This is a genomic window from Azospirillum formosense (assembly GCF_013340925.1).
In the GTDB taxonomy this organism is placed as follows: Bacteria; Pseudomonadota; Alphaproteobacteria; order Azospirillales; family Azospirillaceae; genus Azospirillum; species Azospirillum formosense.
In genome coordinates this window covers 1-24,623 of sequence record NZ_WHOR01000059.1, presented here as the reverse complement: position 1 = coordinate 24,623, position 24,623 = coordinate 1, and the positions used below count along the sequence as shown (strand labels likewise).

The 24,623-nt window shown below is 69.6% G+C and carries 23 protein-coding genes; 19 read left to right on the top strand and 4 right to left on the bottom strand.

Going from position 1 to position 24,623, the window contains the following annotated elements:
- Positions 1 to 47 precede the first annotated feature (47 nt).
- From GBZ26_RS10555 to GBZ26_RS30860, 7 genes are all read left to right on the top strand, one after another.
- Positions 48 to 944, top strand: a complete 897-nt coding sequence (locus GBZ26_RS10555; protein ID WP_247884795.1) for a DMT family transporter — start codon at positions 48 to 50, stop codon at positions 942 to 944.
- A 74-nt stretch (positions 945 to 1,018) separates the two neighbouring features.
- On the top strand, positions 1,019 to 1,774 hold the full coding sequence (locus GBZ26_RS10550; protein WP_174438788.1) for a GntR family transcriptional regulator: 756 nt from the start codon (positions 1,019 to 1,021) through the stop codon (positions 1,772 to 1,774).
- A gap of 429 nt (positions 1,775 to 2,203) precedes the next feature.
- A complete protein-coding gene (locus GBZ26_RS10545) occupies positions 2,204 to 3,190 on the top strand; it encodes a TRAP transporter substrate-binding protein (RefSeq protein WP_174438787.1) in 987 nt (328 codons plus the stop codon).
- 64 nt (positions 3,191 to 3,254) lie between these two features.
- Positions 3,255 to 3,794, top strand: coding sequence for a TRAP transporter small permease (locus GBZ26_RS10540; RefSeq protein WP_174438786.1), 540 nt, complete (start codon positions 3,255 to 3,257; stop codon positions 3,792 to 3,794).
- Positions 3,785 to 5,068, top strand: coding sequence for a TRAP transporter large permease (locus tag GBZ26_RS10535; RefSeq protein WP_174438785.1), 1,284 nt, complete (start codon positions 3,785 to 3,787; stop codon positions 5,066 to 5,068). Before GBZ26_RS10540 ends, GBZ26_RS10535 begins: the two co-directional genes overlap by 10 nt.
- A 79-nt stretch (positions 5,069 to 5,147) precedes the next feature.
- Positions 5,148 to 5,825, top strand: coding sequence for a YjbE family putative metal transport protein (locus tag GBZ26_RS10530; protein WP_174438784.1), 678 nt, complete (start codon positions 5,148 to 5,150; stop codon positions 5,823 to 5,825).
- Between the two features lie 119 nt (positions 5,826 to 5,944).
- Positions 5,945 to 8,107: a methyl-accepting chemotaxis protein gene (locus GBZ26_RS30860; RefSeq protein ID WP_174438783.1), complete on the top strand. Its 2,163-nt coding sequence runs from the start codon at positions 5,945 to 5,947 to the stop codon at positions 8,105 to 8,107.
- A 48-nt stretch (positions 8,108 to 8,155) separates the two neighbouring features.
- On the opposite strand, the gene GBZ26_RS10520 is transcribed toward GBZ26_RS30860, so the two are convergent.
- The gene (locus GBZ26_RS10520) at positions 8,156 to 8,359 is read right to left on the bottom strand and encodes a hypothetical protein (protein WP_174438782.1); all 204 of its coding nucleotides are present in this window, start codon (positions 8,357 to 8,359) and stop codon (positions 8,156 to 8,158) included.
- Between the two features lie 194 nt (positions 8,360 to 8,553).
- Here GBZ26_RS10520 and GBZ26_RS10515 point away from each other — a divergent pair, with 194 nt between their 5' ends.
- Complete coding sequence (locus tag GBZ26_RS10515; RefSeq protein WP_174438781.1) at positions 8,554 to 9,597, top strand: hypothetical protein; 1,044 nt, start codon at positions 8,554 to 8,556, stop codon at positions 9,595 to 9,597.
- A 129-nt stretch (positions 9,598 to 9,726) separates the two neighbouring features.
- Complete coding sequence (locus GBZ26_RS10510; protein ID WP_014199685.1) at positions 9,727 to 10,050, top strand: hypothetical protein; 324 nt, start codon at positions 9,727 to 9,729, stop codon at positions 10,048 to 10,050.
- Between the two features lie 74 nt (positions 10,051 to 10,124).
- Here the strand turns inward: GBZ26_RS10510 and GBZ26_RS10505 are convergent, their stop codons facing one another.
- A complete protein-coding gene (locus GBZ26_RS10505) occupies positions 10,125 to 10,736 on the bottom strand; it encodes a cold shock domain-containing protein (RefSeq protein ID WP_174438780.1) in 612 nt (203 codons plus the stop codon).
- A 310-nt stretch (positions 10,737 to 11,046) separates the two neighbouring features.
- On the opposite strand from GBZ26_RS10505, the gene GBZ26_RS10500 reads away from it, so the two are divergent.
- The 8 genes from GBZ26_RS10500 to GBZ26_RS10465 all read left to right on the top strand — a co-directional run bounded on the left by GBZ26_RS10500 (position 11,047) and on the right by GBZ26_RS10465 (position 18,179).
- Complete coding sequence (locus tag GBZ26_RS10500; protein ID WP_040137954.1) at positions 11,047 to 12,279, top strand: flagellar hook protein FlgE; 1,233 nt, start codon at positions 11,047 to 11,049, stop codon at positions 12,277 to 12,279.
- Positions 12,280 to 12,304: 25 nt separating this feature from the next.
- Complete coding sequence (flgK, locus tag GBZ26_RS10495) at positions 12,305 to 13,702, top strand: flagellar hook-associated protein FlgK (RefSeq protein ID WP_174438779.1); 1,398 nt, start codon at positions 12,305 to 12,307, stop codon at positions 13,700 to 13,702.
- Between the two features lie 4 nt (positions 13,703 to 13,706).
- Positions 13,707 to 14,771 carry a flagellin gene (locus tag GBZ26_RS10490; RefSeq protein ID WP_174438778.1) on the top strand — a complete coding sequence of 355 codons (1,065 nt, stop codon included), beginning with the start codon at positions 13,707 to 13,709 and terminating at the stop codon, positions 14,769 to 14,771.
- 19 nt (positions 14,772 to 14,790) lie between these two features.
- Positions 14,791 to 15,945 carry a flagellar basal body P-ring protein FlgI gene (locus GBZ26_RS10485; protein ID WP_211104687.1) on the top strand — a complete coding sequence of 385 codons (1,155 nt, stop codon included), beginning with the start codon at positions 14,791 to 14,793 and terminating at the stop codon, positions 15,943 to 15,945.
- A gap of 24 nt (positions 15,946 to 15,969) precedes the next feature.
- Positions 15,970 to 16,275: a rod-binding protein gene (locus GBZ26_RS10480; protein ID WP_174438776.1), complete on the top strand. Its 306-nt coding sequence runs from the start codon at positions 15,970 to 15,972 to the stop codon at positions 16,273 to 16,275.
- Positions 16,272 to 16,799 (top strand): flagellar protein FlgN, encoded by a 528-nt coding sequence (locus GBZ26_RS10475; protein WP_174438775.1) that lies wholly within the window; start codon positions 16,272 to 16,274, stop codon positions 16,797 to 16,799. The genes GBZ26_RS10480 and GBZ26_RS10475 overlap by 4 nt, the downstream gene beginning before the upstream one ends.
- A gap of 86 nt (positions 16,800 to 16,885) precedes the next feature.
- Complete coding sequence (locus GBZ26_RS10470; protein ID WP_174438774.1) at positions 16,886 to 17,887, top strand: glycosyltransferase family 9 protein; 1,002 nt, start codon at positions 16,886 to 16,888, stop codon at positions 17,885 to 17,887.
- A gap of 127 nt (positions 17,888 to 18,014) precedes the next feature.
- Positions 18,015 to 18,179 carry a hypothetical protein gene (locus tag GBZ26_RS10465; RefSeq protein WP_014199676.1) on the top strand — a complete coding sequence of 55 codons (165 nt, stop codon included), beginning with the start codon at positions 18,015 to 18,017 and terminating at the stop codon, positions 18,177 to 18,179.
- A gap of 49 nt (positions 18,180 to 18,228) precedes the next feature.
- Here the strand turns inward: GBZ26_RS10465 and GBZ26_RS10460 are convergent, their stop codons facing one another.
- Together GBZ26_RS10460 and GBZ26_RS10455 are read right to left on the bottom strand one after the other, a co-directional pair.
- Positions 18,229 to 20,613, bottom strand: coding sequence for a bifunctional diguanylate cyclase/phosphodiesterase (locus GBZ26_RS10460; protein ID WP_174438773.1), 2,385 nt, complete (start codon positions 20,611 to 20,613; stop codon positions 18,229 to 18,231).
- 127 nt (positions 20,614 to 20,740) lie between these two features.
- Positions 20,741 to 21,634, bottom strand: coding sequence for a LysR family transcriptional regulator (locus GBZ26_RS10455; RefSeq protein ID WP_174438772.1), 894 nt, complete (start codon positions 21,632 to 21,634; stop codon positions 20,741 to 20,743).
- A gap of 277 nt (positions 21,635 to 21,911) precedes the next feature.
- Between GBZ26_RS10455 and GBZ26_RS10450 the strand changes: the two genes are divergently transcribed.
- On the top strand, positions 21,912 to 22,370 hold the full coding sequence (locus tag GBZ26_RS10450) for a (2Fe-2S)-binding protein (RefSeq protein WP_014199673.1): 459 nt from the start codon (positions 21,912 to 21,914) through the stop codon (positions 22,368 to 22,370).
- 3 nt (positions 22,371 to 22,373) lie between these two features.
- Positions 22,374 to 24,578 (top strand): xanthine dehydrogenase family protein molybdopterin-binding subunit, encoded by a 2,205-nt coding sequence (locus GBZ26_RS10445; RefSeq protein ID WP_174438771.1) that lies wholly within the window; start codon positions 22,374 to 22,376, stop codon positions 24,576 to 24,578.
- The last annotated feature ends 45 nt before the right edge of the window (positions 24,579 to 24,623 follow it).

Genomic DNA, 24,623 nt, shown 5'->3' with positions numbered 1-24,623 from the left:
ATTCGCGGGGGCTCGGGGTTGTGTATAGGAGCCGGGGCATCGTCTCCATGCTGCTGGCGGTGTTCCTCTACGCGGTGCTGAACGCGCTGGCGAAGCATCTCGCGGCGGACTACCCGCTGGCCGAGGTGACCTTCTTCCGCAACGCCTTCGCCCTGCTGCCCGCAACCGCCATGCTGGCCCGCGCCGGCGGCTGGCGCAGCCTGCGCACGGAGCATCTCGGCGGCCATTTCTGGCGGGCGGCGATCGGCCTGACCTCGATGGTGCTGCTGTTCCTCTCCTACCACCTGATGCCGATGGCCGACGCGGTGGCGCTGTCCTTCTCCGCCCCGCTGTTCCTGACCGCGCTGTCCGTTCCGGTGCTGGGCGAACGGGTCGGCCCCTACCGCTGGGGGGCGGTGGCGGTGGGTTTCGCCGGGGTGCTGGTCATCGTGCAGCCGGGAAGCGGCATGCTGAACACCGGCGCGCTGGTCGGGCTGAGCGCCGCCGTCGCCTACGCCTTCGCCATGATGGCGATGCGGCAGTTGGGGCGGACGGAGGCGCCGGTCACCACCGTCTTCTACTTCACCGCCTTCTCCACGCTGCTCAGCGCCGTCGCCCTGCCCTTCGTCTGGACGATGCCGACGGCGGAGGGCTTCGCCCTGATGGCGGCGATGGGGCTGGTCGGCGGCGGCGCGCAGTATTTCGCCACCCGCGCCTACGCCCTGGCCCCGGCGGCGGTCATCAGCCCCTTCAACTACGCCAGCATCCTCTGGGCCTGCCTGTTCGGCTGGCTGTTCTGGGGCGACTGGCCGGGAACCCATGTGCTGGCCGGGGCCGCCATCGTCATCGCCAGCGGCCTGCTGATCCTGATCCGCGAGACGCGCCGCCGGGCCGGGACGGAGACATGCGACACTTCGCCCGAGGTGTCCCACACTTTACCACTCAGCATCGGGCGCAAACACTAATATATTAGCTTTCATGATGTCCTGCGGGGCGCCGGCCAACGTCTGCGCGCCCCGCCCGCCCGACGAGGTGGCACATGCCATCCGATTCCTTCACCGCCCCGCCGCGGCAGCGCCGGCTTGCCACGGTCCGGCCCGCGCCGCGCTCCGCCTCTCCCATCTACCGCGACCTGCGGAACGACATCCTGGCGATGCGCCGACGACCCGGCGAACCCATCGCCGAGGCCCGCATCGCCGCGGCCTACGGCGTCAGCCGCACCCCCGTGCACGAGGCGGTGCTGCGGCTGGCCGACGAGGGGCTGATCGACGTCTTCCCGCAATCGGGCACCTATGTGTCCCTGATCCCGGTCGCCGCCCTGCCGGAGGCCGGGGTGATCCGCAAGGCGCTGGAAGAAGCCGCCGTGCGGATGGCCGCCATCCGCGCCACCCCCGGCGACATCGCGCAGCTGCGCGCCGCGCTGGAGGAGCAACGCGACCTCTGCGCCGCCGGCGACCGCGACGGTTTCCACGAGGCCGACGAGAGCTTCCACGCCCTGCTCGCCGAGATCGCCGGATTCCCCGGCTTCTGGGCGCTGGTGGAGCAGGTGAAGGTGCAGGTCGACCGCTGCCGGCGCCTGACGCTGCCCGTCCCCGGCCAGATGGCGAGAGTCATCGCCGAGCACGACGCCATCGTCGAGGCCATCGCCGCCCACGACCGCGAGGCGAGCATCCGGGCACTCGGAGTCCATCTCGACGGATTGCGGCTTGCCATCGACGATCTGCGCGCCGCCGCACCGCTTTACTTCACCGACGCACCCACCGCCGCGGGGCGGCAAACCCCGCCCCGGCTTTAATCCCCATCCGGCTTGCGACATTTTGGCGTCACGCTTTCCGGCCTCCGTTTTGCGCTTGCCTTGAAAGCTAATATATTAATATAACTAGCGCAGCGGGATGTGGCACGGGCTTGAACAACCGACGCCGCCCGCTCACCGGACAACACTAGGGCAGCCGCGCGGAAGAACGCCGCGGGCGCTTCGGAGCAAAGGACAAGAACCGCCCAGCTTTACCCCCGTCGGCACGCGCCGATGGCGCCGGGATTTTGCGCCTTCATCCCCTTCGGGATTATTTTTTGCCCCCGCTTTCGCAGCGCTGTTATTCGAAGCGCGCAGCCGAACAGCCGGGGCTTCTTCCGAACGCTGGAACTATTCGTTTTTCCATTTTCGGCGGGCCGACGACCCGCCTCCGCTCCAACAGGCACTTCTCCTAAGGCAGGAGTACGGTCCATGAAGAACACTTTCCGTCGCCTCGGCATGGCGCTGCTGGCCGCCTGCGCCGCGGGCGCGCTGCTCGCCGCCCCGGTGTCGGCCCGCGACTTCCGGTCGGCCGACATCCACCCCGGCGACTACCCGACCGTCGAGGCGGTCAAATACATGGGCAAGCTGCTGAGCGAGCGCAGCAACGGCAAGCTCGGCGTGAAGGTCTACCCGAACGGCGCGCTGGGCAACGAGCGCGACACGATCGAGCAGATCAAGATCGGCGGCCTCGACATGATGCGCATCAACGTGGCGCCGCTGAACAACGTCGTTCCGGAGACGATGGTCGTCGCCCTGCCCTTCATCTTCCGCGACACCGACCACATGCACGCCGTGCTGGACGGCCCGGTCGGCGACGAGATCCTCGCCGCCATGGAAAGCCAGGGGCTGATCGGTCTGGCCTTCTACGACAGCGGCTCGCGCTCGCTCTACTCAAAGAAACCGGTGTCGTCGCTGGCCGACCTGAAAGGCATGAAGATCCGCGTCCAGCAGTCGGACCTGTTCGTGTCGATGATCGAGGCGCTGGGCGCCAACCCGACGCCGATGCCGATGGGCGAGGTCTACACCGGCCTGAAGACCGGCATCATCGATGCGGCGGAGAACAACTACCCGTCCTATGAATCCTCGCGCCACTTCGAGGCCGCCAAGTACTTCACCCGCACCGAGCACGCCATGGCGCCGGAGGTGCTGGTCTTCTCCAAAGTCACCTGGGACCGCCTGTCCAAGGACGACCAGACGGCCATCCGCAAGGCCGCCAAGGACTCCGTCCCCTACATGCGCAAGCTGTGGGCGGAGCGCGAGGAGGCCTCCCGCGCCATCGTCGAGAAGGCCGGTTCCCAGATCAGCGACGTGAAGAACAAACAGGAATTCATCGACGCCATGAAGCCCGTGTTCGCCAAGTTCGCGAACACGCCGAAGCTGCAGGGCCTCGTCCAACGCATCCAGGATACGAAGTAAGGCACGCGGTCGCGGCGCCGGCCAAGTCCGGCCGGCGCCGCACCCCCGCGGGAAGGACGGCATCATGAGCATCGAACTTGAACTGGAAGAGGTCCGCCCCCTCGCCGCCCCACGCCTGTTGACGCGGGTGAACGCGCGGCTGGCGTGGTCGGGAATGTGCGTCGCGATGGTCGGCCTGATGGCCATCGTGGGCGTGGTGTTCTATCAGGTCTTCGGCCGCTACGTGCTGAACGATTCGCCGACCTGGGCGGAGAGCCTGGCCATCGTGCTGGTCCTCTACGTCACCCTCATCGGCGCCGCCGTCGGGGTGCGCGACGCCGGGCACATCGGCCTGGAATCCTTCCTCGTCATGCTGCCCGACGCCATCCGCCGCAAGGTCGAGATCGTCATCTACGCCCTCGTCGGCGTCTTCGGCGCCTGCATGGCCTACAACGGCTGGGTCCTCGGCACCTCCGTCGCCCCTTACTTCATCCCCAACCTGCACGTCTCCGAAGCCGTCCGCTACATCCCGCTCGTCCTCTCCGGCGTCCTGATCGTGCTCTTCGCCATCGAACACGTCGTCGCCATCATCCGCGGCGAGGAGGTCGCACCATCATGGAACTGACCATCCTTTCCATCAGCTTCTTCGGCTTCCTCGTCCTGGGCATCCCGGTGGCCTTCGCCATCGGCCTGTCGGCGCTCTGCACCATCCTCTACGAGGGCCTCCCCGTCGCCGTCATCTTCCAGCAGATGATGTCCGGCATGAACGTCTTCTCCTTCCTCGCCATCCCCTTCTTCGTCTTCTCCGGCGAGCTGATGCTCCACGGCGGTGTGGCTGACAAGATCGTCGCCACTGCCAAGAACATGGTCGGCCACATCCGCGGCGGCCTCGGCATGTCCAACGTCGTCGCCTGCACGCTCTTCGGCGGCGTCGCCGGCTCCCCCGTCGCCGACGTCTCGGCCATGGGCGCGGTGATGATCCCGATGATGAAGCGCGAGGGCTACCACGCCGACTACGCCGTCAACGTCACCACCCATGCGGCGCTGGTCGGCGCGCTGATGCCGACCAGCCACAACATGATCATCTACGCGCTGGCCGCCGGCGGCAAAGCCTCCATCGGCGCGCTGATCGCCGCCGGCATCGTCCCCGCCCTGCTGCTGATGGTCTGCAACCTCGGTGCCGCCTACTACGTCGCGGTCAAGCGCGGCTACCCCGCCGGCACCTTCCCCGGCTGGTCCATCCTGGGCCGCTCCTTCGCCGCCGCCGCGCCGGGCCTGCTCATCGTCGTCATCATCCTGGCCGGCATCACCTCGGGCGTCTTCACCGCCACCGAGTCCGCCTCCATCGCGGTGATCTACGCGCTGCTGCTCACCACCTTCGTCTACCGCACGCTGACCTGGGACCACTTCCTGGCCGCCGCCGCCAAGACGGTCAAGACCACCGGCGTGGTCCTGCTGCTGATCGGCGTCTCCACGATGTTCCAGTACATCATGGGGCTGTACCAGGTGGCCGAGATCACCGGCGAGCTGATGGCCGGCATCTCGACCAACCCGCTGGTCATCTTCCTGCTGATCAACATCATCCTGTTCCTGCTCGGCACCTTCATGGACATGGCCAGCACCATCCTGATCTGCACGCCGATCTTCCTGCCCATCGCCATGCAGTACGGCATGGACCCGGTGCAGTTCGGCATCGTCATGCTGATCAACTGCGCGCTCGGCCTCAACACCCCGCCGGTCGGCACCACCCAGTTCATCGGCTGCGCCATCGGCGAGGTCTCCGTCGGCCAGGTCATGCGCTCCATCACACCCTTCTACGGCGCCCTCTTCCTCGCCCTCCTCCTCGTCACCTACGTCCCCTCCTTCTCACTCTGGCTCCCGCACATGCTCATGCGCTGACCGGGCGCCCCCCACCGCACAAACAGGACATCGCGGGGCGCTCCGATCACCGGGCGCCCCGCTGCAATGGAGACGAATCATGATGACCGCCGAACTCTGGCCGCAACTCGTCGCTTTCGGGCAGGTGGTCGCCATCGACCTCGTTCTGGCCGGCGACAACGCCATCGTCGTCGGCATGGCCGCCGCCGCCGTCCCGGCGGAGCAGCGGCGCCGGGTCATCTTGTGGGGCATCAGCGCCGCCATCGTCCTGCGCATCATCTTCGCCCTGATGACCACGCAGCTTCTCGCCATCATCGGCCTGACGCTGGCCGGCGGCGTGCTGCTGCTCTGGGTCTGCTGGAAGATGTTCCGCGAGTTGCGCTCCCAGGGCGCCGACGAGATCACGCCGGAGGAGGCGCTGGATGCCCCGGATGTCCTGCCCGGAACCGCCTCCTTCAGCAGCAGCGCGGCGGTGGCCGCCGCCAGCACCGTCTCCGTGGCCGCCGCCGTCTGGCAGATCGTGGTGGCAGACGTGTCGATGTCGCTTGACAATGTGCTGGCGGTGGCCGGTGCTGCCAAGGAGCATCCGACCGTGCTTGTGCTCGGCCTGCTGCTCTCGGTGGCGTTGATGGGCGCCGCCGCGAACGTAATTGCACGTGTCCTGCACAATCATCGCTGGATTGGTTGGATCGGTCTTGCGATCATCACTTATGTTGCGCTCGACATGGTCTGGCGGGGCTCGAACGAGGTTCTGGCCCACACGGCCTGGCTCGGCTGACGGGAAGAAAGGGATAAGGCCTGCCGCGGACGGCGTGCGGCGGCGCCGGCGAGAAGCAAGACCGCCGTTGGGGAAGAGATGAGATGTCCAAATCGTTAGGAAATGCCCAGGATAGGGTGGTGCGCCCAAGCCGGCTGGGAGGCGTTCAGGGGCGCCTGTTCACCGGTGTCGGCGCCGTGATGTGCTGCACGCTCGCCGCCGTCGGGGTGGCGCTGACCGGGTACGCCGGCTTCGGCCGGACGCTGCAGGTCATCACCGCGGAGGCCGTGCCGTCCGCGGTCGGTGCCCTGCGGGCGGCCCAGCATGCGGGCCGCATCGACGCGCTGGCTCCCGCCTTCCGCTCCGTCACGAGCAAGGAGGAGAAGGCGGACTTGGCGGCGCGCATCGCCATGGAGCGGCACGACTTCGAACGCGAACTGCGCGATCTGGCCGAGTTGGAGCAGAACAGCGCCAACGCCGGCTCCCGTCCCGGCGGCGAGTCCGAAACCGCCGCCGCCAGCGTTGCCGCCCAGGCCATGCTCGCCAACGTCACGCTGCTCGACCAGGCCGCGGACCAGCGGATCGGGCTGAGCGACCGCCGCACGCAACTGCTGGAGCAGGTGTCCATCGCCACGCGGCGCCTGTCGCAGCTCGCGGCGCCCTGGAAGTCGATCCACAGCAGCGAAGTGGACATGCAGCGCGCCATCTTCCAGGACGACACCCGTCCCCCGGAGGAGCGGCTGAAGGCGGGCGAGGAGTATTTCCAGACCGAAGAGCGGCTGACGGTCGTCCGCAGCATCGACGACGGCGCCAACGCCGTCCGCGCTCTGCTGACCGAGGCGGCGGCCAGCACCGACCTGAACCGGCTGTCGGTCATCGAGGCGCAGACCCGCATTCTCCTGACCACCATGGTCGCCAACTCCGGACGCCTGCCCGAAGCCTCGCGCGACGCGATGGCCGAACCGCTGAAGGCGATCGAAACCCTCTCGGTCGAGCCCGAAGGGCTGATCCCCACCCGTCTGGCCGAGCTGGAAATCCTCAAGGCGCAGCGGGACCTGCTAACCAACAACCTGGGCCTGTCCGAAACGCTGTCCATGGCGGTCGTGAACCTCGTGCACACGCAGGAGGGCGCCATCACCACCGCCGCCGAGGAGAGCGAAAAGACCCTGTCCAACGGCACCATCCTTCAGATCGGGGTCGGCGTGGTCAGCCTGCTGCTGTCGGCGCTGGTCGTCCTGGTCTTCGTACGCCGGATGGTGGTGCGCCGCCTGCTCACCCTCCAGGGCGGGATGGAGCGGATCGCCGGCGGCGATCTCGACGTGACGGTTCCGTCCGGCGGCCGCGACGAGATCTCCGCCATGGCCCGCACGGTGGAGGTCTTCCGCGAGAACGCCCTCGCCAAGCGCCGGCTGGAGGCCGAGCAGATCGAATCCGCCCGCCGCGCCGAGGAGGACCGCAAGCGCTCCCTGGAGGAGATCGCCAGCAGCTTCGAAGGGGCCGTCGGCAGCGTGGTCAGCCGCTTCGTGGCGGAATCCACGGAGATGGAGGAGAGCGCCCGCAGCATGTCGGCCACGGCGGAGGAGACCAACCGCCTCGCCACCAGCGTCGCCGCCGCGACCGAGCAGACCTCGGCCAACGTGGAGACGGTCGCCGCCGCGTCGGAGCAGCTCACCAGCTCCATCGAGGAGATCACCCGCCAGATCAGCGAGTCCACCAACATCGTCCGCGAGGCGATGACGCTGGCCGAGCGCGCCAACGGGCAGATCGGCGGCCTTGCGGACTCCGTGCAGAGCATCGGGCGCGTCGTCGACCTCATCAACGACATCGCCAGCCAGACCAACCTGCTGGCGCTGAACGCCACCATCGAGGCGGCGCGCGCCGGTGAGGCCGGCAAGGGCTTCGCCGTCGTCGCCAACGAGGTGAAGGCGCTGGCCGCCCAGACCGCCCGCGCCACCGGCGAGATCGCCGCCCAGGCCGCCGGCATCCAGAGCGCGACCGGCGAAGCCGTGCAGGAGATCCAGGCGGTCGTCCAGGTGGTCACCCGCGTCGGCGCCATCGGCGCCACCGTCGCCGCGGCGGTGGAGGAGCAGAGCGCCGCCACCAAGGAAATCGCCCGCAACGTCCATCAGGCGGCGCTGGGCACCACCGAGGTGACGCAGACCATCGCCGGCGTCAACGCCGCCGCCGACCGCAGCGGCACCGCCGCCCGCACCCTCCTCGACAAGGCCCACGACCTCGCCGACGGCGCCAACGCGCTCAACCGCGAGCTGTCCGGCTTCCTCCAGCGCGTCCGCGCAAGCTGATGAAGACGCCCTTCCCCGCGGCGGTGCGCGGGGAAGGGCGTTTCCCCCCTACTCCGAAATCACGATCTGGCGTTCGCGCCCGCCCTTGCCGACGATCCTCAGCACGCGGCGGCCGCGCTCGTCGCGGCTGGATTCGTCCAGCACGACCCGCCCCAGCGCGGCCAGCAGGTGCAGAAGCTCACTGTTCGAGGCCACGCCGAAGCCTTTTCGAAGCTCCGCCAGCAGGACCTCGGTCTCATCACGCGTCGTCACGGGTCCTGCCCTCCGGCTTATGATTGCGGGCCCCAGCCTGCCGCAGGACGGGCGCCCCTGTCGAGTGGCCTGAGACGAGTGCCCTGAAAGCGGAAGAGGACGGCTTGCCAGCGCGCCCTTCGGCCACTACGGTCACTGCCCGTATCGTCACCCCCGCGCCCGACGGCGCCGGCGGACCAGTCAGGAGAGGCAGCATGGCAAAGACAGGCAACGGGCGGAACGGCGCGGACAAGCCGGCCTCCGGAACCTTCACGGGCACGCCGGCGGAGCGCCTGGTCCGCTATTGGCGCAACAGCGACCGCCGCTTCGACGAACTGCTCGACGAGACGCTGGACGCCGGCCGCCAGGCGGTGCTGGAAGCCGCTCTGGACAAGCTGCGCGAGGAGGAACAGCCCGAATTCCTGGACGAGGTGGAAACCATCGCCGAGTCCGTCCGCCGCACCGATGCCCAGGGCGACGACATGATCGCCACCCTCTTCTGGCTGGCGGTGGAGGTGTCCGGCGACCTGTCGCAGCCGCCCGCCGTGGAAACCATCGAAGAGGCGCTGGATTCCACCGGCCTGCTGGAAACCGCCGCCGACACGCGCCTGCTGCCGGTCTGGCTGGAGCCGGAAGCGCTGGTCTATCTGGAGGCCGCCGACCGCCGCACCCTGCTGCTGCGCATGCTGGACTCGACCGACGCGGCGCTGCGCTTCGTCCGCGAGGCCGACCTGCTGGCCGATCCGGCGGACGCCGGCACCCGGCTGGTCGGCGTCGTCGGGCTGATCGAGGAGGAGGCGGAAGCCGTCGAGGCGGCCGGCGAGGACGCGGTTCCCGATTTCCTCGGTCTGGCCCGCATCGGCGAGGACGGCGAACCCGAACTCGACCCCGCGGAGGAGACCCGCATCCGCGAGGCGCTGACCCGCTTCACGGCGGCCATCCAGGGCGCCGACCCGCGCGTCCAGCGCTGCGAGCCGGCCGGCGGTCTGAACGATCTGCTGGACCTGATCGCCGAAGCCGATTGGACGGACGGCGGCGAGTTGGCGGAACTCGCCTCCTTCATCGACGTGGCGAGCGACGAGACGGCGGACGCCGTGGTGGACGCGGTGGTGACCAGCACCGCGCACGGCCTGTTCGTCCGCGCCTTCAACGCCGACGGGCGGCTGCTGGACGAGCGGGCCTTCACGCTGCAGGGCGACGAGGCCGCCCAGGCCGTCACCCTGCTCCAGCAGCGCTGCCGGAGCGTCACGAAGGAGTAAAAAGAAGCGGTTCCCGGGCGTCTTGTGGCGGGACGCCCTTTCGCCACCCTGTTGTTCGGCGCGGAAATCGGGTACACCCCTATTGGCAACCCGGTTTCCTGTCCCCACCCCAGTCTTGGAGCTTCTTCGATGCGCGACCAGTCACTCTCCATCGCCGAGGCGGCGGCCTGGCTGAAGTGCTCGGAAGCCGAGGTGGAGGAACTTGTGCAGGCGGGCCGGCTGCGCGCCGACCGGATGGAGCCGGCGATCGACCGGATCTCGCTCAACACCGTCATCGTCCTGGCGGAGAGCCTGCCGGTCGAACGCCGCATCTTCGAGGTGCGCGAGGCCGCCGGGCGGATGGACTCCTCCGAATCCCGCGGCCATTACCCGTCCCGCCCCTCCGGCGGCATGGACCAGCGCCCGCCGGTGGTCGTGGAGCGCCGTCCCTCGCGGTCCTTCACCCCCCGCTGATCGCGTCAGCCAAGGTGCCGATTTGAATCAGGCGCCGCCGGGCGGAGACCCCGGCGGCGCCTGATTCCCGTGGCTCACACCAGTTCGACGCGCAGCGCGGTCGGGCCGCCGTCGCCCGGAACGGCGACGAAACGCACGTCCTCGCCGTCGGCCACCACTTCCAGCCCGGACTGGCGCAGGATCGCACGGTCGAAATAGACGCCGATGCCTGTCTCGTCGTCCCACGGGTCGATCAGGCCGGACTGGCTGTCCAGATTGTACCAGCGCACGGTGCCATAGATCATTTCACCCGAGGGCACCGGCATGAGGGCCGGGGCCGACCGCTCGGCGCGCCGCGGCTTGGGCTCGCGGATGGCCGCCGGGGCGGCGGGGCGCACGGCCTGGGGATCACCGGCCTCCATCTGGCGCTGCCGACGCTGCTTCGGCGCGCGGGCCGGCTTGGCCTCCGCCGGATCGGCGGGGGTGATGGAATGGATGGCCACGACCTGCGGCCCCTTCGGGGTTTCGGCGATGTCGCAGACGAGGCCGGTGCCCTCGGTCAGCGACACCTCGCCCAGCGAGGCGAGAACCCGGGAATGCAGAAACGCCTCACCGCTTCCGTCGGCGAAGCGGACGAAGCCGAAGCCCTTGTCGGCCTTGTACCATTTGACGACCGCCGTAACCTGCTGCTTTTGCTCTTCGCTCACTCTGGACACTCGATGGATGGAGGACAACCGGTCCAACAGTGACCGGATTTGTCGATCTGCGCAATGCGGCATCCGTTCGCCGCCTCCGCAATCTCACTTCGGTCCCACCCTTTTCCCACGGGAAGGAGGCGCCCCCGACCACCGGCCCGGCAGACGATCACCGCAAAAGAGTGGAAAATTTTAAGTAAACGCCTGAATACGCTCTTTAAATCCGCTTTAAAAGCCGCCCTGTACTCTCCCTTCCGAAGTCCATCGCGGAGAATCCCGTGGCTCGCTTCCGGCCCAACCGATTTGAGATGAGGATCTCCCGATGAGCCTGTTCAGCGCCATGCGGTCCGGTGTGAGCGGCATGTCCGCGCAAAGCTCGCGGATGGCCGCCATTTCGGACAACATCAGCAACTCCGCCACCATCGGCTACAAGCGCGCCGCGGTCGACTTCTCGACGCTGATGACCTCCTCCGGCTCGACGAGCAACTATTCCGCGGGCGGCGTCCGCTCCAACGTGCATTATCAGGTGTTGAAGGACGGGACCATCCAGGGCACCCAGTCCGCCACCGACATGGCCATCGAGGGGCGCGGCTTCTTCGTCGTCGCCGACAACGCCGGCACCACCGGAACCTCGCCCGGCTACGCGCTGACCCGCGCCGGCAGCTTCCTGCCCGACGACCAGGGCTTCCTGCGCAACAGCGCCGGCCAGTATCTCCAGGCCTGGAAGCTGGGGCCGGACGGCAGCCTGCCCGCGGTGAACCGCAGCAGCTTCGACGGGCTGAGCGCCGTCTCAATCGCCGGGCTGGCCTATGGCGGCAGCAAGACGACGCAGATGAGCTTCGCCGGCAACCTGCCGGCCCAGGCCACGGACGGCACCAGCTTCGACACCTCCACCTCGCTCTACGATGGGCTCGGCAACCCGCTCGACGTCACGATGACCTGGACGAAGACGGCCAACCCGAACGAATGGACGCTGTCGGTCACGCCGCCCGCCGGCTACACCGCGACGCTGTCCACCAACACCGTCACCTTCAACACCACGGGCGCCAATGCCGGCCTGCCGGCGGGCGCCCTGCCGCAGATCACGCTGACCTCGCCGGCCAACCCGACGCCGGACACCGTCAACGTGACGGTCGGCAACCTGACGCAGCTCAACGGCGATTACGTGCCGCAGTTCATGGGCGACGGCGCCCGCGCCGGCCGCGTCAGCACCGTGGACATCGACAAGGCGGGCACGCTGTGGGCCGTCTACGACAACGGCGCCCGCCAGCCGCTCTATCAGGTGCCGGTCGCCGACGTGGTCAATCCCGGCGGGCTGGTCCCGCAGGACGGCAACACCTACACGCTGGGCATCGACAGCGGCACGATGACGCTGAGCAACGGCAACAGCGGCACCGCCGGCTCGGTTGCCGGCTACGCGCTGGAGCAGTCGAACGTCGACATCGCGGAGGAGCTGGTGTCGCTGATCGAGACGCAGCGCGCCTACTCTTCCAACGCCACGCTGGTGCGCACCGCCGACGAGATGGTGGACGAGACCACCCGTCTGAAGCGCTGACGGACGGGAAAGGGGATAGCCCGCCATGAGCCTCCAACTGGCCCTCAGCGCCGCCCTGTCCGGGCTGCGCGCGACCCAGCAGCAAGCCGCGCTGGTCTCGCACAACATCACCAACGCCACCACCGCGGGCTTCGTCCGCAAGGATCTGGCCGTCTCCACCGCGATCAGCGGCGGGCGCGGCCAGGGCGTGCGCGTCGACGGCGTGCTGCGCAGCGTGGACGAGTTCCTGATCCGCGACGCCCGGTTCGAGCAGAGCCGCTACACCGCGCAGGAAACCCGCGCCTCGGCGCTGGCCGACTACGCCACGGCGCTGGGCCAGCCGCAGGACGAGCGGTCCGTCTCCACCGCGCTGGCGAAACTCCAGCAGTCCTTCAGCCAGCTCCGCAACCAGGCGGACAACGAGGCGGCGCGCACCGCCGTGGTGGATTCCGCGGAATCGCTGGTTCGCCGCCTGCACGACACCGCCGCCGCCGCCATCACCGTGCAGACCGACGCCAAGGCACGGCTCCAGTCCTCCGTCGACGAGGTCAACCGCTCGCTCGTCCGCATCGGGGAGCTGAACAGCGCCATCGCCACCCAGAAGGCCAGGGGCGCCGAGACCGGCGACCTGATGGACGAGCGCGACCGGCTGCTCGATCAGGTGTCGAGCGAGATCGGCATCCGCACCCACACCCGCGAGAGCGGGGAGGTGGTGGTGATGACCCGCAACGGCCAGACGCTGCTCGACCGCGAGCTTCCCGTGGGCGCCCAGCCGCTTCAGCTCGTCGGCGGCGATCTGGTGGCCGGCGGCAAGATCATCTCCGACAACCCGGACCAGGACATCCAGAGCGGGCGCATCATGGGTTATGTCCAGACTGCCTATCAGGACATGCCAAGGGCGCTGGCCCAGCTCGACGAGCTAGCGGCGGGCATCGTCCAGCAGTTCCAGGCGGCGGAGGCCGACCCCACCCAGCCCGGCCTGTTCACCGACGCCGGCGCCGCCTACGGCACGACGGAAGGGCTGGCCTCGCGCATCGCCGTCAACGGCAGCGTGCGGAGCAATCCCTGGATGGTGCAGAGCGGCGTCCAGGCGGGCGCTCCGCTGGCGTCGGGCGACACCACGCAGATCGACCGCTTCCTGAACGCCTTTTCCGCCACCCGCAGCTTCACCGCGGCGGACCTGCCCTCCTCGGCCACGCTGGGCGACTACGCCACCGGCATGGTCTCCACCCAGCAGGGCTACCGCACCACCGCCGAGTCCGAGATGAAGACCCGCAAGATCAGCGCCGACGCGCTGCAATCGGCGCGTCTCAACCGCGACGGCGTGAACGTCGACGACGAAATGCAGAAGCTGCTGCTGATCGAGCAGAGCTACGGCGCCAGCGCCCAGGTGCTCCAGGCCGCCGGGCGGATGCTCGACACGCTGCTCCAGATCCGGAACTGACGCCATGCTCTACAACGCCGTCTCCACCCTCGGCCTTTCCAAGCGCCTGCAAACCGCCAACACCGAGCTTCAGCTCGAACGGCTGCGCAACAACGACGAGATCGCCAGCGGCAAGCATTTCGACGTCGCCAAGGCGCTGGGTGCGCGCACCGGCCAGGCCATCGCGCTGCGCAACCTGTATGACGAGACCGAGCAGACCCTGAAGTCCACCGCCCTGCTGCAGGGGCGGCTGGGCACCATGGACAGCGCGCTGACCAACATCCTGTCCGCCGGGCAGGACGTTCTGGCCGCCGCCTCGGTCGGGCTGGGCCAGCCCTCGCCCACCGGCAGCTCGCTCCAGGTGCGGGCCCGCGCCATGCTGGAGCAGGTGGTGGGCATGCTCAACGCCTCCTCCGGCAACGGCTACCTGTTCGGCGGGGTGGAGGTGAAGGCCGCCCCCATGCGCGCCGTGCAGGGCGACGACTCCGGCCTGCCATCGCCCATCCAGATCGTGCAGGACGCCATCGCCGCGGCCACCGGGGGGACCGCGTCGCCGCAGACCCCGGCCGAGACCGCCGCCGCCGTGGCGGCGCTGGACGACCTGTTCGCCGCACCGTCGGCCTCGCCGTTCGGCTTCGAGGGCGGATTCTACCAGGGGGCACCCTCGACCGCGCCGCGCCTCAGCGCCCGACCCGACCGCACGACCGAGATCCCCTACGGCATCCAGGCCAACGACCCGGCCATGCGGGACCTGCTCCAGGGCCTCTACATGCTGGCCAGCGTCGACACCAGCCAACTGCCGCTGGACGCCTACAAGCCCTACATGGAGGCCGCGGTCGCCAAGGTGTCGGGCGGCATCGAGGGGGTGCGCGACGCCACCGCACAACTCGGCATCCACCGCGCGCAGCTCGACGACATCGCGGCGATGAACACGACGCAGCTGCGCGTCCTCAACGACCAGCTCGACGCGATGGAAAGCGTCGATCCGGCGGAGGCCAGCCTGCGCATGAACCAGCTCGAAGTGCAGATCGAGGCGACCGCGGCGGCCACCGCCCGCATCGCCCGGATGAGCCTCGCCAATTACCTGTAGGAAGCCTCTTCCCCACGGGATGATGAAAGACGGTCTGATGACGCAAGGTCCGATCCGCCGAGCCCTCCGCGTGGCAGCGCTGGCCGCGGCCTGCCTGCTGGGCGCCGCCGCCGTGGCGGGCGATGCGCTGGCCCAGACGCGGGTGAAGGACCTCGTCACCTTCGACGGGGTGCGCCGCAACCAGCTGATCGGCTACGGCCTCGTGGTCGGGCTGAACGGCTCGGGCGACCGGCTGATCAACACGCCCTTCACCGAGCAGAGCCTGAAGGGTATGCTGGAGCGGCTGGGCATCAACACCCGCGACGAGGTGCTGCGCACCCGCAACGCCGCGGCGGTGATGGTCACGGCCTCGCTGCCGCCCTTCGCCCGCCAGGGCACGACCATCGACATCACCGTGTCGGCGCTGGGCGACGCCACCAGCCTGCTCGGCGGCACGCTGCTGGTCACGCCGCTGCTGGGCGCCGACGGGCAGGCCTACGCCGTGGCCCAGGGGTCGCTGTCGGTCAGCGGCTTCTCGGCGGGCGGGGTGGCCGCCAACGTGACCAAGGGCGTGCCGACCAGCGCCCGCATCGCCAACGGCGCGATCGTCGAGCGCGAGCTGAAATTCGCGCTGGACGAGACGACCGCCGTTCGCATGGCCCTGCGCAACCCCGACTTCACCACCGCCAACCGCATCGCCGACGCGGTGGCGGTGCGGCTGGGCAGCAGCGCCGTCCATGTGTTGGACGCGACCACCGTCGATGTGCGCATCCCGCCCCGCTACACCGGCGCGGTCGCCCGGCTGATCGGCGACATCGAGCAGCTCACCGTGCGCCCGGACGGCATCGCGCGGGTGGTGGTGGACGAGCGCAGCGGCACCGTGGTCATCGGCGACGACGTGCGCATCAGCCGCGTCGCCATCACCCAGGGCAACCTGACCGTCCGCGTCGTGGAGACGCCCCAGGTGTCCCAGCCGCAGCCCTTCTCCGACGGGCAGACGGTGGTGGTGCCGCGCACCGACGTGCAGGTGCAGGAGGGCAACGGGCGCCAGTTCGTGACCATCGGCGGCAACGTCAGCCTGCAGCAGCTCGTCAACGGGCTGAACGCGCTGGGCGTAGGGCCGCGCGACATGGTCGCCATCCTCCAGGCGATCAAGGCGGCGGGCGCGCTGCACGCCGATCTGGAAATCATCTGACACCTCCGGCCGGACGACGACACGATGGACATCTCCCCCCTTTCCACAACCACCCAAGCCGCGAAGCCCGCCACCCAAAACCAATCCGCCGAGAAGGCTGGGCAGGAGTTCGAGGCGCTGATGGTCGGGCAGATGCTGGAATCCATGTTCGCCAGCATCGAGACCGGCAGCGCCTTCGGCGGCGGCCAGGGCGAGCGGACGTGGCGCAGCTTCATGCTCCAGGAATACGGCAAGGCCATCGCCGAGGCCGGCACGCTGGGGATCGGCCGCATGGTCGAGGCCGACGTGGCCCGCCTCTACGGCCAGACGAGCGAAGGAACCAAGGGATGAGCCGCCGTTTCAAGGACCTGATCCGCGAATTCGCCCCCGACGCCAAGCCGGAGGCGGACGCGACCCCCGTCGCCGCACCGGAACCCGAGGGTCCCGCGCTGGCCGACGGGCCGACCGCCGTGGTGATGACCGAGTTCCTCGACACGGTGGCGGAGTTGAGCGTCCTGCTGGACGAGGAGACGGCGGCGCTCGCCGCCGGCGATCTGGAGGGGCTGGAGGTCTACGCCCGGCGCAAGCAGGCGATGGCCGACCGCCTGGGCGGCATCATGACCCAGGCGCAGACGGGCACGCTGCGGCTGAACGACGACCTGCGCGCGATGATCCTGGAGCGGGTGGAGCGGCTGGACCGCGCCATCAACGACAACGCGGCGGGGCTGGTCGCCATGCGCAAGGCCGTGCTGTCGATCAACCGCAGCCTTCTGGTGGCGCTGGAGAAGGCGGCCAGCGACGGCCTCTACGCCCCCTCCGGCCACGCCGTGCGCCCGGTCGAGCTGTCGGCGTCGGGCCTGAACGCGGAGCTGTAGGCCCGGCCGACGCGGAGGGTTCCGCCGCCGGATGCGGGCCGCTATAGTCCGGCGTCCGCTTGGCCGCATCCTCCCGAGGCTTCCGCATGCCCGCAACCGACCGCGCCGGCCCCCCGTCGCTCGCCGTTTTCACCCATGGCGAGCTGATCGGCGACGCGCTCATCAAGATTCCCTTCGTGCGCGCCTTGCGGGGGCTGTTCCCGAACCACCGGATCACCTGGATCACCACCGAGGGCACCCATCTGGCGACCACGCTGCGCCCGATGATGGACGGGCTGATCGACGAGTTCCGCGCCGACACCGGCATCGGGCGCAGCCCGCTCGGCCTGCTGAAGCCCATGCCCATCCGCGACCGCTTCTCCCTGGTGCTGGACACCCAGTCCCTGCCCTGGCGGACGCTGTTGGCGCGGCGGCTGAAGCACGACCTGTTCGTCTCGGCCTGCGCCGGCTACCGCCTGTCGGACCGCCGCCCACCGCCCGGCTACACGGAGCCGCGGCATGTGCTGGACCGCCTGTTCGACCTGCTGGAGGTCGCCGGCGGGCGGCGCCCCCCCCTGGACATGGCCGTTCCCATCCCGGCCGAGGCCGAGGCCGAGGCGCGCGCCGTCCTGCCCGACGGGCCGGGCTACGTCGCCATCGCGCCGGGGGCGGGCAAGCGGGTGAAATGCTGGCCGCTGGACCGCTTCGTGGAACTGGCCCGCGCCCAGGTCGCCGGCGGGCGGGTGCCGGTCTTCATCCTGGGCCCGGCGGAGCTGGACTGGCTGCCCGGGCTGCGCGCCGCCGTGCCGCAGGCGCTGTTCCCGCTCCAGGACGCCGAACTGGCCGAGCCGCGCTATTCCCCGGTGCGCACCATCGCGCTGACCCGGCGTTGCGCGGCGGCGGTCGCCAACGACAGCGGGACCAGCCACCTGTTCGGCCTCGCAGACGTGCCGCTGCTGACCCTCTACGGCCCGACCATCGCGGAGAAGCTGCGCCCCAAGGTGACACGGGGGACGGTGCTGACCGCCGCCGCCTTCGGCGGTCGCGAGATGGAACGCATTCCCGCCGATGCCGCGATCCGCGAGGTCGAGGCGCTGATCGGTTCGTGAACCGCTCTCGGACTTCGTTCAGCCGGCCGTCCCCACTCCGCAAACCCGCCGGCGGAGAATTCCAGCGCCAAAGCCCCAACTCGCCTGTTATGGTTGCGGGAAGCCTCTCGCACCACGGGGTCCGGGCATGGAAGAAAAGCTGATCGCCTACATCGGCCGGTTGAAGGAGCAGATCGCCACCCTGCGCTCCGCCGACTTCACCACCCCGGAGGAGCGGGTGTCGTGCGAGGCCGTGGCCGACAGCCTGGAACTGGTCGTGCGCGAGTTGACGGACCTCATCGAGATCCGCTGACCCGCGCCACGCCGCGAAAAACGTCCGGAATGGCGCCTGGAGTGGCGCCTCACGCCGGCTCGTAGAAGCGCGCCAGCTCGGACGCCGGGACCGGGCGCCCGATCAGATAGCCCTGGAGCTGGTTGCAGGACTCGTTCTTCAACAGGGTCCGCTGCTCCTCCGTCTCAACGCCCTCCGCCGTGACCGCGATGTCCAGGCTCTTCGCGAGCGCCAGGATGGTGCGGATGATCGACAGGGACTCGCGGTTCTCTGCCATCAGCTGGACGAAGGAGCGGTCGATCTTCAGCTTGTCGAAAGTGAATTTCTGAAGGTAGCTGAGGCTGGAGTAACCCGTGCCGAAATCGTCGAGCGCGATGCGCACCCCGGCGGTCTTCAGCGCGGTCAGCGCCGCCAGGGCGCGTTCGGTGTCGTCGATCATCACCCCCTCGGTCACCTCGATCTCCAGCCGGTGCGGCGGCAGCCCCTCCTCCTCCAGAATGCCGAGGATGGAGGCCGGGAGGTCGGAATGGCGGAACTGGACCGGCGACAGGTTCACCGCCACCTGGACCGGATCGGGCCACGCCCGGGCGTCCCGGCAGGCGGTGCGCAGAACGAACTCGCCGAGCTGCATGACCAGCCCGCTCTCCTCGGCCAGCGGCACGAACTCCGACGGCGGGATCATGCCGCGCTCCGGATGTTTCCAGCGCACCAGCGCCTCGAACCCCAGGACGCGGTGCGTCCGGCAATCCTCCAGCGGCTGGTAATGGACGCTGAGCGCGCCGTCGCTAAGCGCCTGACGCAGGTCGCGCTCCAGGCCGCGGCGGGCCTGCAGCCGCTCGTCCATTTCCGCCTCGAAGAAGCGGAAGGTGCCCCGCCCCTCCGACTTGGCGCGGTAGAGCGCGGTGTCGGCGTGCTGGAGCAGCGCTTCCGCCCCGCCGCCGTCCTGCGGAAAGAGGGCGATGCCGACGCTCGCCCCGACCACCATGCGCTGACCGTCCAGCTCGGCGGGCGTGCCCAGCGACTTGACCAGCCGGTCGGCCAGGGCCAGCGCCTCGCCCGGCTGGGCGATGCGGTGCAGCACGGCGAACTCGTCGCCGCTCAGCCGCGCCACCGTGTCGTGGCTGGGCACCGCCTCCAGCATGCGGCGCGCCATCTCCTGCAACAGCCTGTCACCCGCCGGGTGGCCCAGCAGGTCGTTCACCGCCTTGAAGCGGTCGAGATCCAGATAGAGCACCGCCACCCCGGTGCGGGCACGCCCCGCGCTGGTCAGCGCGCCGTTGAGCCGGTCGAGGAACAGGGAGCGGTTGGGCAGGCCGGTCAGCAGGTCGTGGTGCGCCATGTGGCGGATGCGCTCTTCCGCCCGCTTGCGCTCGCGGATGTCGCGGACGGCGACGACGCGGGCGGGCCGGCCCTCGTGCGTGATGTCCTGCCCGTGCGCCTCCACCATCACCAGCGTGCCGTCGTCGTGCAGCAGGTCCAGCTCGACCCGCTCGGAGGTCGGTTGGGCCAGCTTGCGCTCGATGTCGGAGCGGCGGTTCTGCACCACGAAGCGCAGCATGGATTGCCCGATGAAATCCGCCGACGGCTTGCCCAGCAGTTCCGCCATGGCGCGGTTGACGTCAAGGACCACGCCGTCGCGGTGGATGACGATGCCTTCCGTCGTGGCGTCGGCGAGCTGGCGAAACCGCTCCTCGCTGGCGCGCAGACGGGCGGCCTCGTGCGCCGTGCGCGCGGCCAGCCGCTGGTCGACGATGGCCCCGGCGAGGCCCAGCGCCATCACCACCGTGGCCGTCACCGCGATGGCGACCGCCAGAAGGCCAGGCTCCATGATCGCTTCGGACATATCGTGCAGCGGGTCGGGGATCAGCGTGACGCCGGCCATGCCCGTGAAATGCAGCCCGCAGATGCCCAGCGCCAGCAGGGCCGCGCCGGTTGCCAGCCCCTTCAGCGACCCGGTCCGCAGAGCGGCGGTGAAGCCCGCCCCGGCCAGCAGGACGCCCAGGCCCAGCGCCACCGCGACATAAGCCGGATCGTAATGCAGGTTGGCCGGCACCTGGAGCGCCGCCATGCCGGTGAAATGCATGGCCGTCGCCGCCGCCCCGGCAATGGCGCCACCCAGCGGGGCGGCCAGCCGCCCGCCGCCGATGGCGCGGCGGATGCCCACCGCGGCGCCGCCGATGGCGATCAGGCTCGACAAAACCGTCAGGCCGACGTCGTAGCCCGTGGGCAGGCTCGTCTGGAAGGCCAGCATGGCGATGAAGTGGGTTGCCCACACGCCGCCACCGGTCGCCGTCGCGGCACCGGCCAGCCAGCCCCAGCGCGCCCGTCCCACCGCCGCCGCGGCGCGGCGGGCGAGGTTCAGGGACACCCAGGCACCGAATCCACAGACCGCCCCTGCCAGCAGCACGAGCCACAGATCGTGCTGCTGGGTTATGCAGGCATACACACGCATCATCCGGCGTTCATCCCGTTCCGGCGGCTCGACGCCGCTTGATCCGATTACCTTAATCTTTTGGTACGTTAATAATCCTTTTTCGGATCCGTCTGGAGCGCGGAATCGGCATGCGCAAGTTGCACGGTCGCTACAGTCGATAGCGGAGCGCATCCACCAGCGCAGCCAGAGCCGGCGGGATCTGCCGGCGGCTGGGATAGTAGAGGTAATAGCCGGGGAAGGGTTTGCACCAGTCGTCCAGCACGCGGACCAGCCGCCCGGCGGCGATGTGCGTCGCCACCTCGTCCTCGAAGATGTAGGCCAGCCCTCGCCCGTCCAGGACGGCGGCCATGATGACGTCCATGTCGTTGGACACCAGCGATCCCGACACGCGAACGTTCACCGGGTGCCCGTCCTCCTCGAACTCCCAGACATAGACGGCGCCGGACGTGGTGAAGCGGTAGTTGATGCAGTCGTGCCCGGCCAGATCCTGCGGGGCGCAGGGCACCGGGTGCTGCGCGAAGTAGGAGGGCGCCCCGACGATGGCCGCCCGGATGTCGGGGCCGATGCGCACCGCGATCATGTCCTTCTCGAGTTGCTCGCCCAGCCGGACCCCGGCGTCGAAGCGGCTGGCCACGATGTCGGTCAGGCTGCTGTCGATGGACAGTTCCACCTGCACTTCCGGGTAGTCGGCGAGGAAGCGCGACAGCACGGGCCACAGCACCCGCACGGCGGCGTGCTTGCCGGTGGTGATGCGCAGCGTGCCGGCGGGCTTCTCGCGCAGTTCCCCCACCGCGGCCAGCCCGGCGGCGATGTCGTCCAGCGCCGGCCGCAGGGTGCGGAGCAACCGCTGCCCGGCCTCCGTCGTGGACACGCTGCGGGTGGTGCGGGCCAGCAGCCGCAGGCCGAGCCGGTCCTCCAGCGCCTTCATGGCGTGGCTGAGCGCGGATTGGGACATGCCCAGCCGGGCCGCCGCCCGCGTGAAGCTCCCCTCCTCCGCCACGACGGCGAAGGCCGCCAGATCGCTGAGGTCGTTCCGGTTCATTCATGCACCACATTCATAAGCTCAAGCGGATTGTACCGGCTATTCGGCTCGCAGCGAAGCGGTTAGGATGGTCGTGGTCACGTTTGCGGGCCGAACGAACGGATAGGGCCGGCGCTTCCGCGGAAGACCAACTCCCACACTGGGATGTTTGCCACGCCCGCCGAACGGGACCACACTGCACACGGTCTTTTCGAAGCTGGGATTCACGCAGGAATTGCCCGCCGAAGGCCCGCACCATAATACCCGACAGGCAAGGTCGAGAGACAGGGATCATCCGATGATTCGTTTGAACATCAACGGGCAGGACCGGGACGTCGACGTGCCCGGCGACATGCCGCTTCTGTGGGTCCTGCGGGACGAATTGAACCTGACCGGCACGAAGTTCGGCTGCGGCATCGCCCAGTGCGGCGCCTGCACCGTCCATATGGACGGCACGCCGATCCGCGCCTGCCAGACCCCGGCGGAATCCGCCGCCGGCACGAAAATCACCACGATCGAGGGCGTGTCCGGCACGGTCGCCCAGGCCGTCCAGGCCGCTTGGCAGAAGCTCGACGTGGTGCAGTGCGGCTACTGCCAGTCCGGCCAGATCATGAGCGCCGTGGCGCTGCTGACCGACAACCGCAACCCCACGGACGACGACATCGACGCGGCGATGGACGGCAACGTCTGCCGCTGCGCCACCTACCCGCGCATCCGCGCGGCCATCAAGGACGCCGCCAAGGCGATGGGGGCCTGAGCCATGCTGAACCAGCTCATCAAGCAGGCGGCGGCGGACGTCGCCTCCCCCTCGCGCCGCGGCTTCCTCAAGGGGGCCGGCGGCGCCCTGGTTCTCGGCGCCATGCTCCCCCGGACCGGTTTCGCCAGCGAGGCCGCCGCCCCCAAGGTGGTCGGCCCGGCGGACCCGCGCCCGCAGGCCTTCATCCGCATCGCCGCCGACGACACGGTCACCGTGCTGGTCAAGCATCTGGACAAGGGCCAGGGCATCATGACCGGCCTGACCACCATCGTCGCGGAGGAGCTTGACGCCGACTGGGCGCAGATGCGCGGCGCCTTCGCCCCGGCGGACGGCGCGCTCTACGCCAACCACTTCTTCGGCATCCAGGGCACCGGCGGCTCCACCGCCGTCGCCAACAGCTGGGACGAGCTGCGCATGGCCGGCGCCGCCGCCCGCGCCATGCTGGTCGCCACCGCCGCGGCGCGCTGGTCGGTTCCGGCCTCGTCCGTCACGGTGGAAAAGGGCGTCGTCCGCCACGCCGCCTCCAACCGCAGCGCCCGTTTCGGCGAACTGGCGGAGGACGCGGCGAAGCTGCCCGTCCCGCAGAACGTCGCGCTGAAGGACGCCAAGGACTACAAACTCATCGGCAACCCGTCGCTGCACCGGCTGGACCATGTGTCCAAGACCGACGGCACGGCGATCTTCGCCATGGACATCCGCCGCCCCGGCCAGGTGACGGCGGTGCTGGCCCGCTCCCCCCGCTTCGGCGGCACGGTGAAGTCGGTGGACGCCGCTGCGGCGAAGCAGGTGCCGGGCGTTCTGGAGGTGCTGACCCTGCCGGCCGGCGTCGCGGTCGTCGCCAGGAACACCTGGGCCGCCATGAAGGGCCGCGAGGCGCTGACCGTGGAGTGGGACGACGCCAAGGCGGAGATGCGCGGCACCGAGGAGATGCTCGCCGACTACCGCAAGCTGGCCGACCAGCCGGGCAACGTGGCCACCGACACCGGCGACGCGGCGAAGGCGCTGGCCGGCGCCGCCAAGGTGGTGGAGGCGGAGTTCGTCTTTCCCTACCTCGCCCACGCCCCGATGGAGCCGCTGAACGCGACCGTGGAACTGACTCCCGACGGCGGCTGCACCATCTGGGCCGGCTCGCAGTTCCAGGGGGTCGAGCAGAAGGTCGCCGCCGGCATCCTCGGCTGCAAGCCGGAGCAGGTGGTCATCAACACCGTCTGGGCGGGCGGCAGCTTCGGCCGCCGCGCCACCCCGGACGCCGACTACATCGCGGAGGCGGTGACCATCGCCAAGGCCTATGGCGGCAAGGCGCCGGTCCATCTGGTGTGGACGCGCGAGGACGACATCCGCGGCGGCCGCTACCGCCCGCTGTTCCTGCACAAGGTGAAGGCCGGCCTGGACGCCTCCGGCAAACTGGTGGCCTGGCGGCAGAGCATCGTCGGGCAGAGCTTCATGATCGGCACCCTGTTCGAAGGCTTCATGGTCAAGAACGGCGTGGACGCGACCGCGGTCGAGGGCGCCTCGGACATGGCCTACGCGGTGCCGAATCTGCATGTCGATCTGCATTCCCCGCCGTCGCCGGTGACCACCCTGTGGTGGCGCTCGGTCGGGCACACCCACACCGCCTACGCCAAGGAGGTGATGATCGACGAGCTGGCCGCGGCGGCGGGCAAGGACCCGGTGGCCTTCCGGCTGGAGATGCTGAAGGACCACCCGCGCCTCCAGGGCGTGCTGAAGCTGGCGGCGGAGAAGGCCGGCTGGGGCCAGCCGCTGCCCAAGGGCAAGGGCCGCGGCATCGCCGTGCACGAGAGCTTCAGCAGCTTCGTCGCCCACGTCGCCGAGGTTTCCGTGGACGAGCAGGGCCGCGTGACCATCGACCGCGTGGTCTGCGCGGTGGATTGCGGGCAGGTCGTGAACCCCAACATCGTCGAGGCGCAGGTCTCCGGCGGCACCGGCTGGGCCATCGGCCACGCGCTGCGCGACGAGATCACGCTGACCGGCGGTGTGGTGGATCAAAGCAACTTCGACGGCTACCAGCCGCTCCGCAACTCGGAGATGCCGCCGATCGAGGTGCACATCCTCCCCTCCACCGCCCGTCCGACCGGCGTCGGCGAGCCCGGCGTGCCGACCGCCGCCCCGGCGGTCGCCAACGCGGTCTTCGCCGCCACCGGCAAGCGGCTGCACCACCTGCCCTTCACCCGCTCCGGCATGGTGTAAAGCTCTGCCACCCCTGCAAAAAGCCCCTCTCCCCACACGGGGGAG

Bases quoted from the DNA above. Each gene is read 5' to 3' on its own strand.
- GBZ26_RS10555 (WP_247884795.1), top strand. From the start codon at position 48: ATGCTGCTGGCGGTGTTCCTCTACGCGGTGCTGAACGCGCTGGCGAAG.
- GBZ26_RS10550 (WP_174438788.1), top strand. From the start codon at position 1,019: ATGCCATCCGATTCCTTCACCGCCCCGCCGCGGCAGCGCCGGCTTGCC.
- GBZ26_RS10545 (WP_174438787.1), top strand. From the start codon at position 2,204: ATGAAGAACACTTTCCGTCGCCTCGGCATGGCGCTGCTGGCCGCCTGC.
- GBZ26_RS10540 (WP_174438786.1), top strand. From the start codon at position 3,255: ATGAGCATCGAACTTGAACTGGAAGAGGTCCGCCCCCTCGCCGCCCCA.
- GBZ26_RS10535 (WP_174438785.1), top strand. From the start codon at position 3,785: ATGGAACTGACCATCCTTTCCATCAGCTTCTTCGGCTTCCTCGTCCTG.
- GBZ26_RS10530 (WP_174438784.1), top strand. From the start codon at position 5,148: ATGATGACCGCCGAACTCTGGCCGCAACTCGTCGCTTTCGGGCAGGTG.
- GBZ26_RS10515 (WP_174438781.1), top strand. From the start codon at position 8,554: ATGGCAAAGACAGGCAACGGGCGGAACGGCGCGGACAAGCCGGCCTCC.
- GBZ26_RS10510 (WP_014199685.1), top strand. From the start codon at position 9,727: ATGCGCGACCAGTCACTCTCCATCGCCGAGGCGGCGGCCTGGCTGAAG.
- GBZ26_RS10500 (WP_040137954.1), top strand. From the start codon at position 11,047: ATGAGCCTGTTCAGCGCCATGCGGTCCGGTGTGAGCGGCATGTCCGCG.
- flgK (WP_174438779.1), top strand. From the start codon at position 12,305: ATGAGCCTCCAACTGGCCCTCAGCGCCGCCCTGTCCGGGCTGCGCGCG.
- GBZ26_RS10490 (WP_174438778.1), top strand. From the start codon at position 13,707: ATGCTCTACAACGCCGTCTCCACCCTCGGCCTTTCCAAGCGCCTGCAA.
- GBZ26_RS10485 (WP_211104687.1), top strand. From the start codon at position 14,791: ATGATGAAAGACGGTCTGATGACGCAAGGTCCGATCCGCCGAGCCCTC.
- GBZ26_RS10480 (WP_174438776.1), top strand. From the start codon at position 15,970: ATGGACATCTCCCCCCTTTCCACAACCACCCAAGCCGCGAAGCCCGCC.
- GBZ26_RS10475 (WP_174438775.1), top strand. From the start codon at position 16,272: ATGAGCCGCCGTTTCAAGGACCTGATCCGCGAATTCGCCCCCGACGCC.
- GBZ26_RS10470 (WP_174438774.1), top strand. From the start codon at position 16,886: ATGCCCGCAACCGACCGCGCCGGCCCCCCGTCGCTCGCCGTTTTCACC.
- GBZ26_RS10465 (WP_014199676.1), top strand. From the start codon at position 18,015: ATGGAAGAAAAGCTGATCGCCTACATCGGCCGGTTGAAGGAGCAGATC.
- GBZ26_RS10460 (WP_174438773.1), bottom strand. From the start codon at position 20,613: ATGATGCGTGTGTATGCCTGCATAACCCAGCAGCACGATCTGTGGCTC.
- GBZ26_RS10455 (WP_174438772.1), bottom strand. From the start codon at position 21,634: ATGAACCGGAACGACCTCAGCGATCTGGCGGCCTTCGCCGTCGTGGCG.
- GBZ26_RS10450 (WP_014199673.1), top strand. From the start codon at position 21,912: ATGATTCGTTTGAACATCAACGGGCAGGACCGGGACGTCGACGTGCCC.
- GBZ26_RS10445 (WP_174438771.1), top strand. From the start codon at position 22,374: ATGCTGAACCAGCTCATCAAGCAGGCGGCGGCGGACGTCGCCTCCCCC.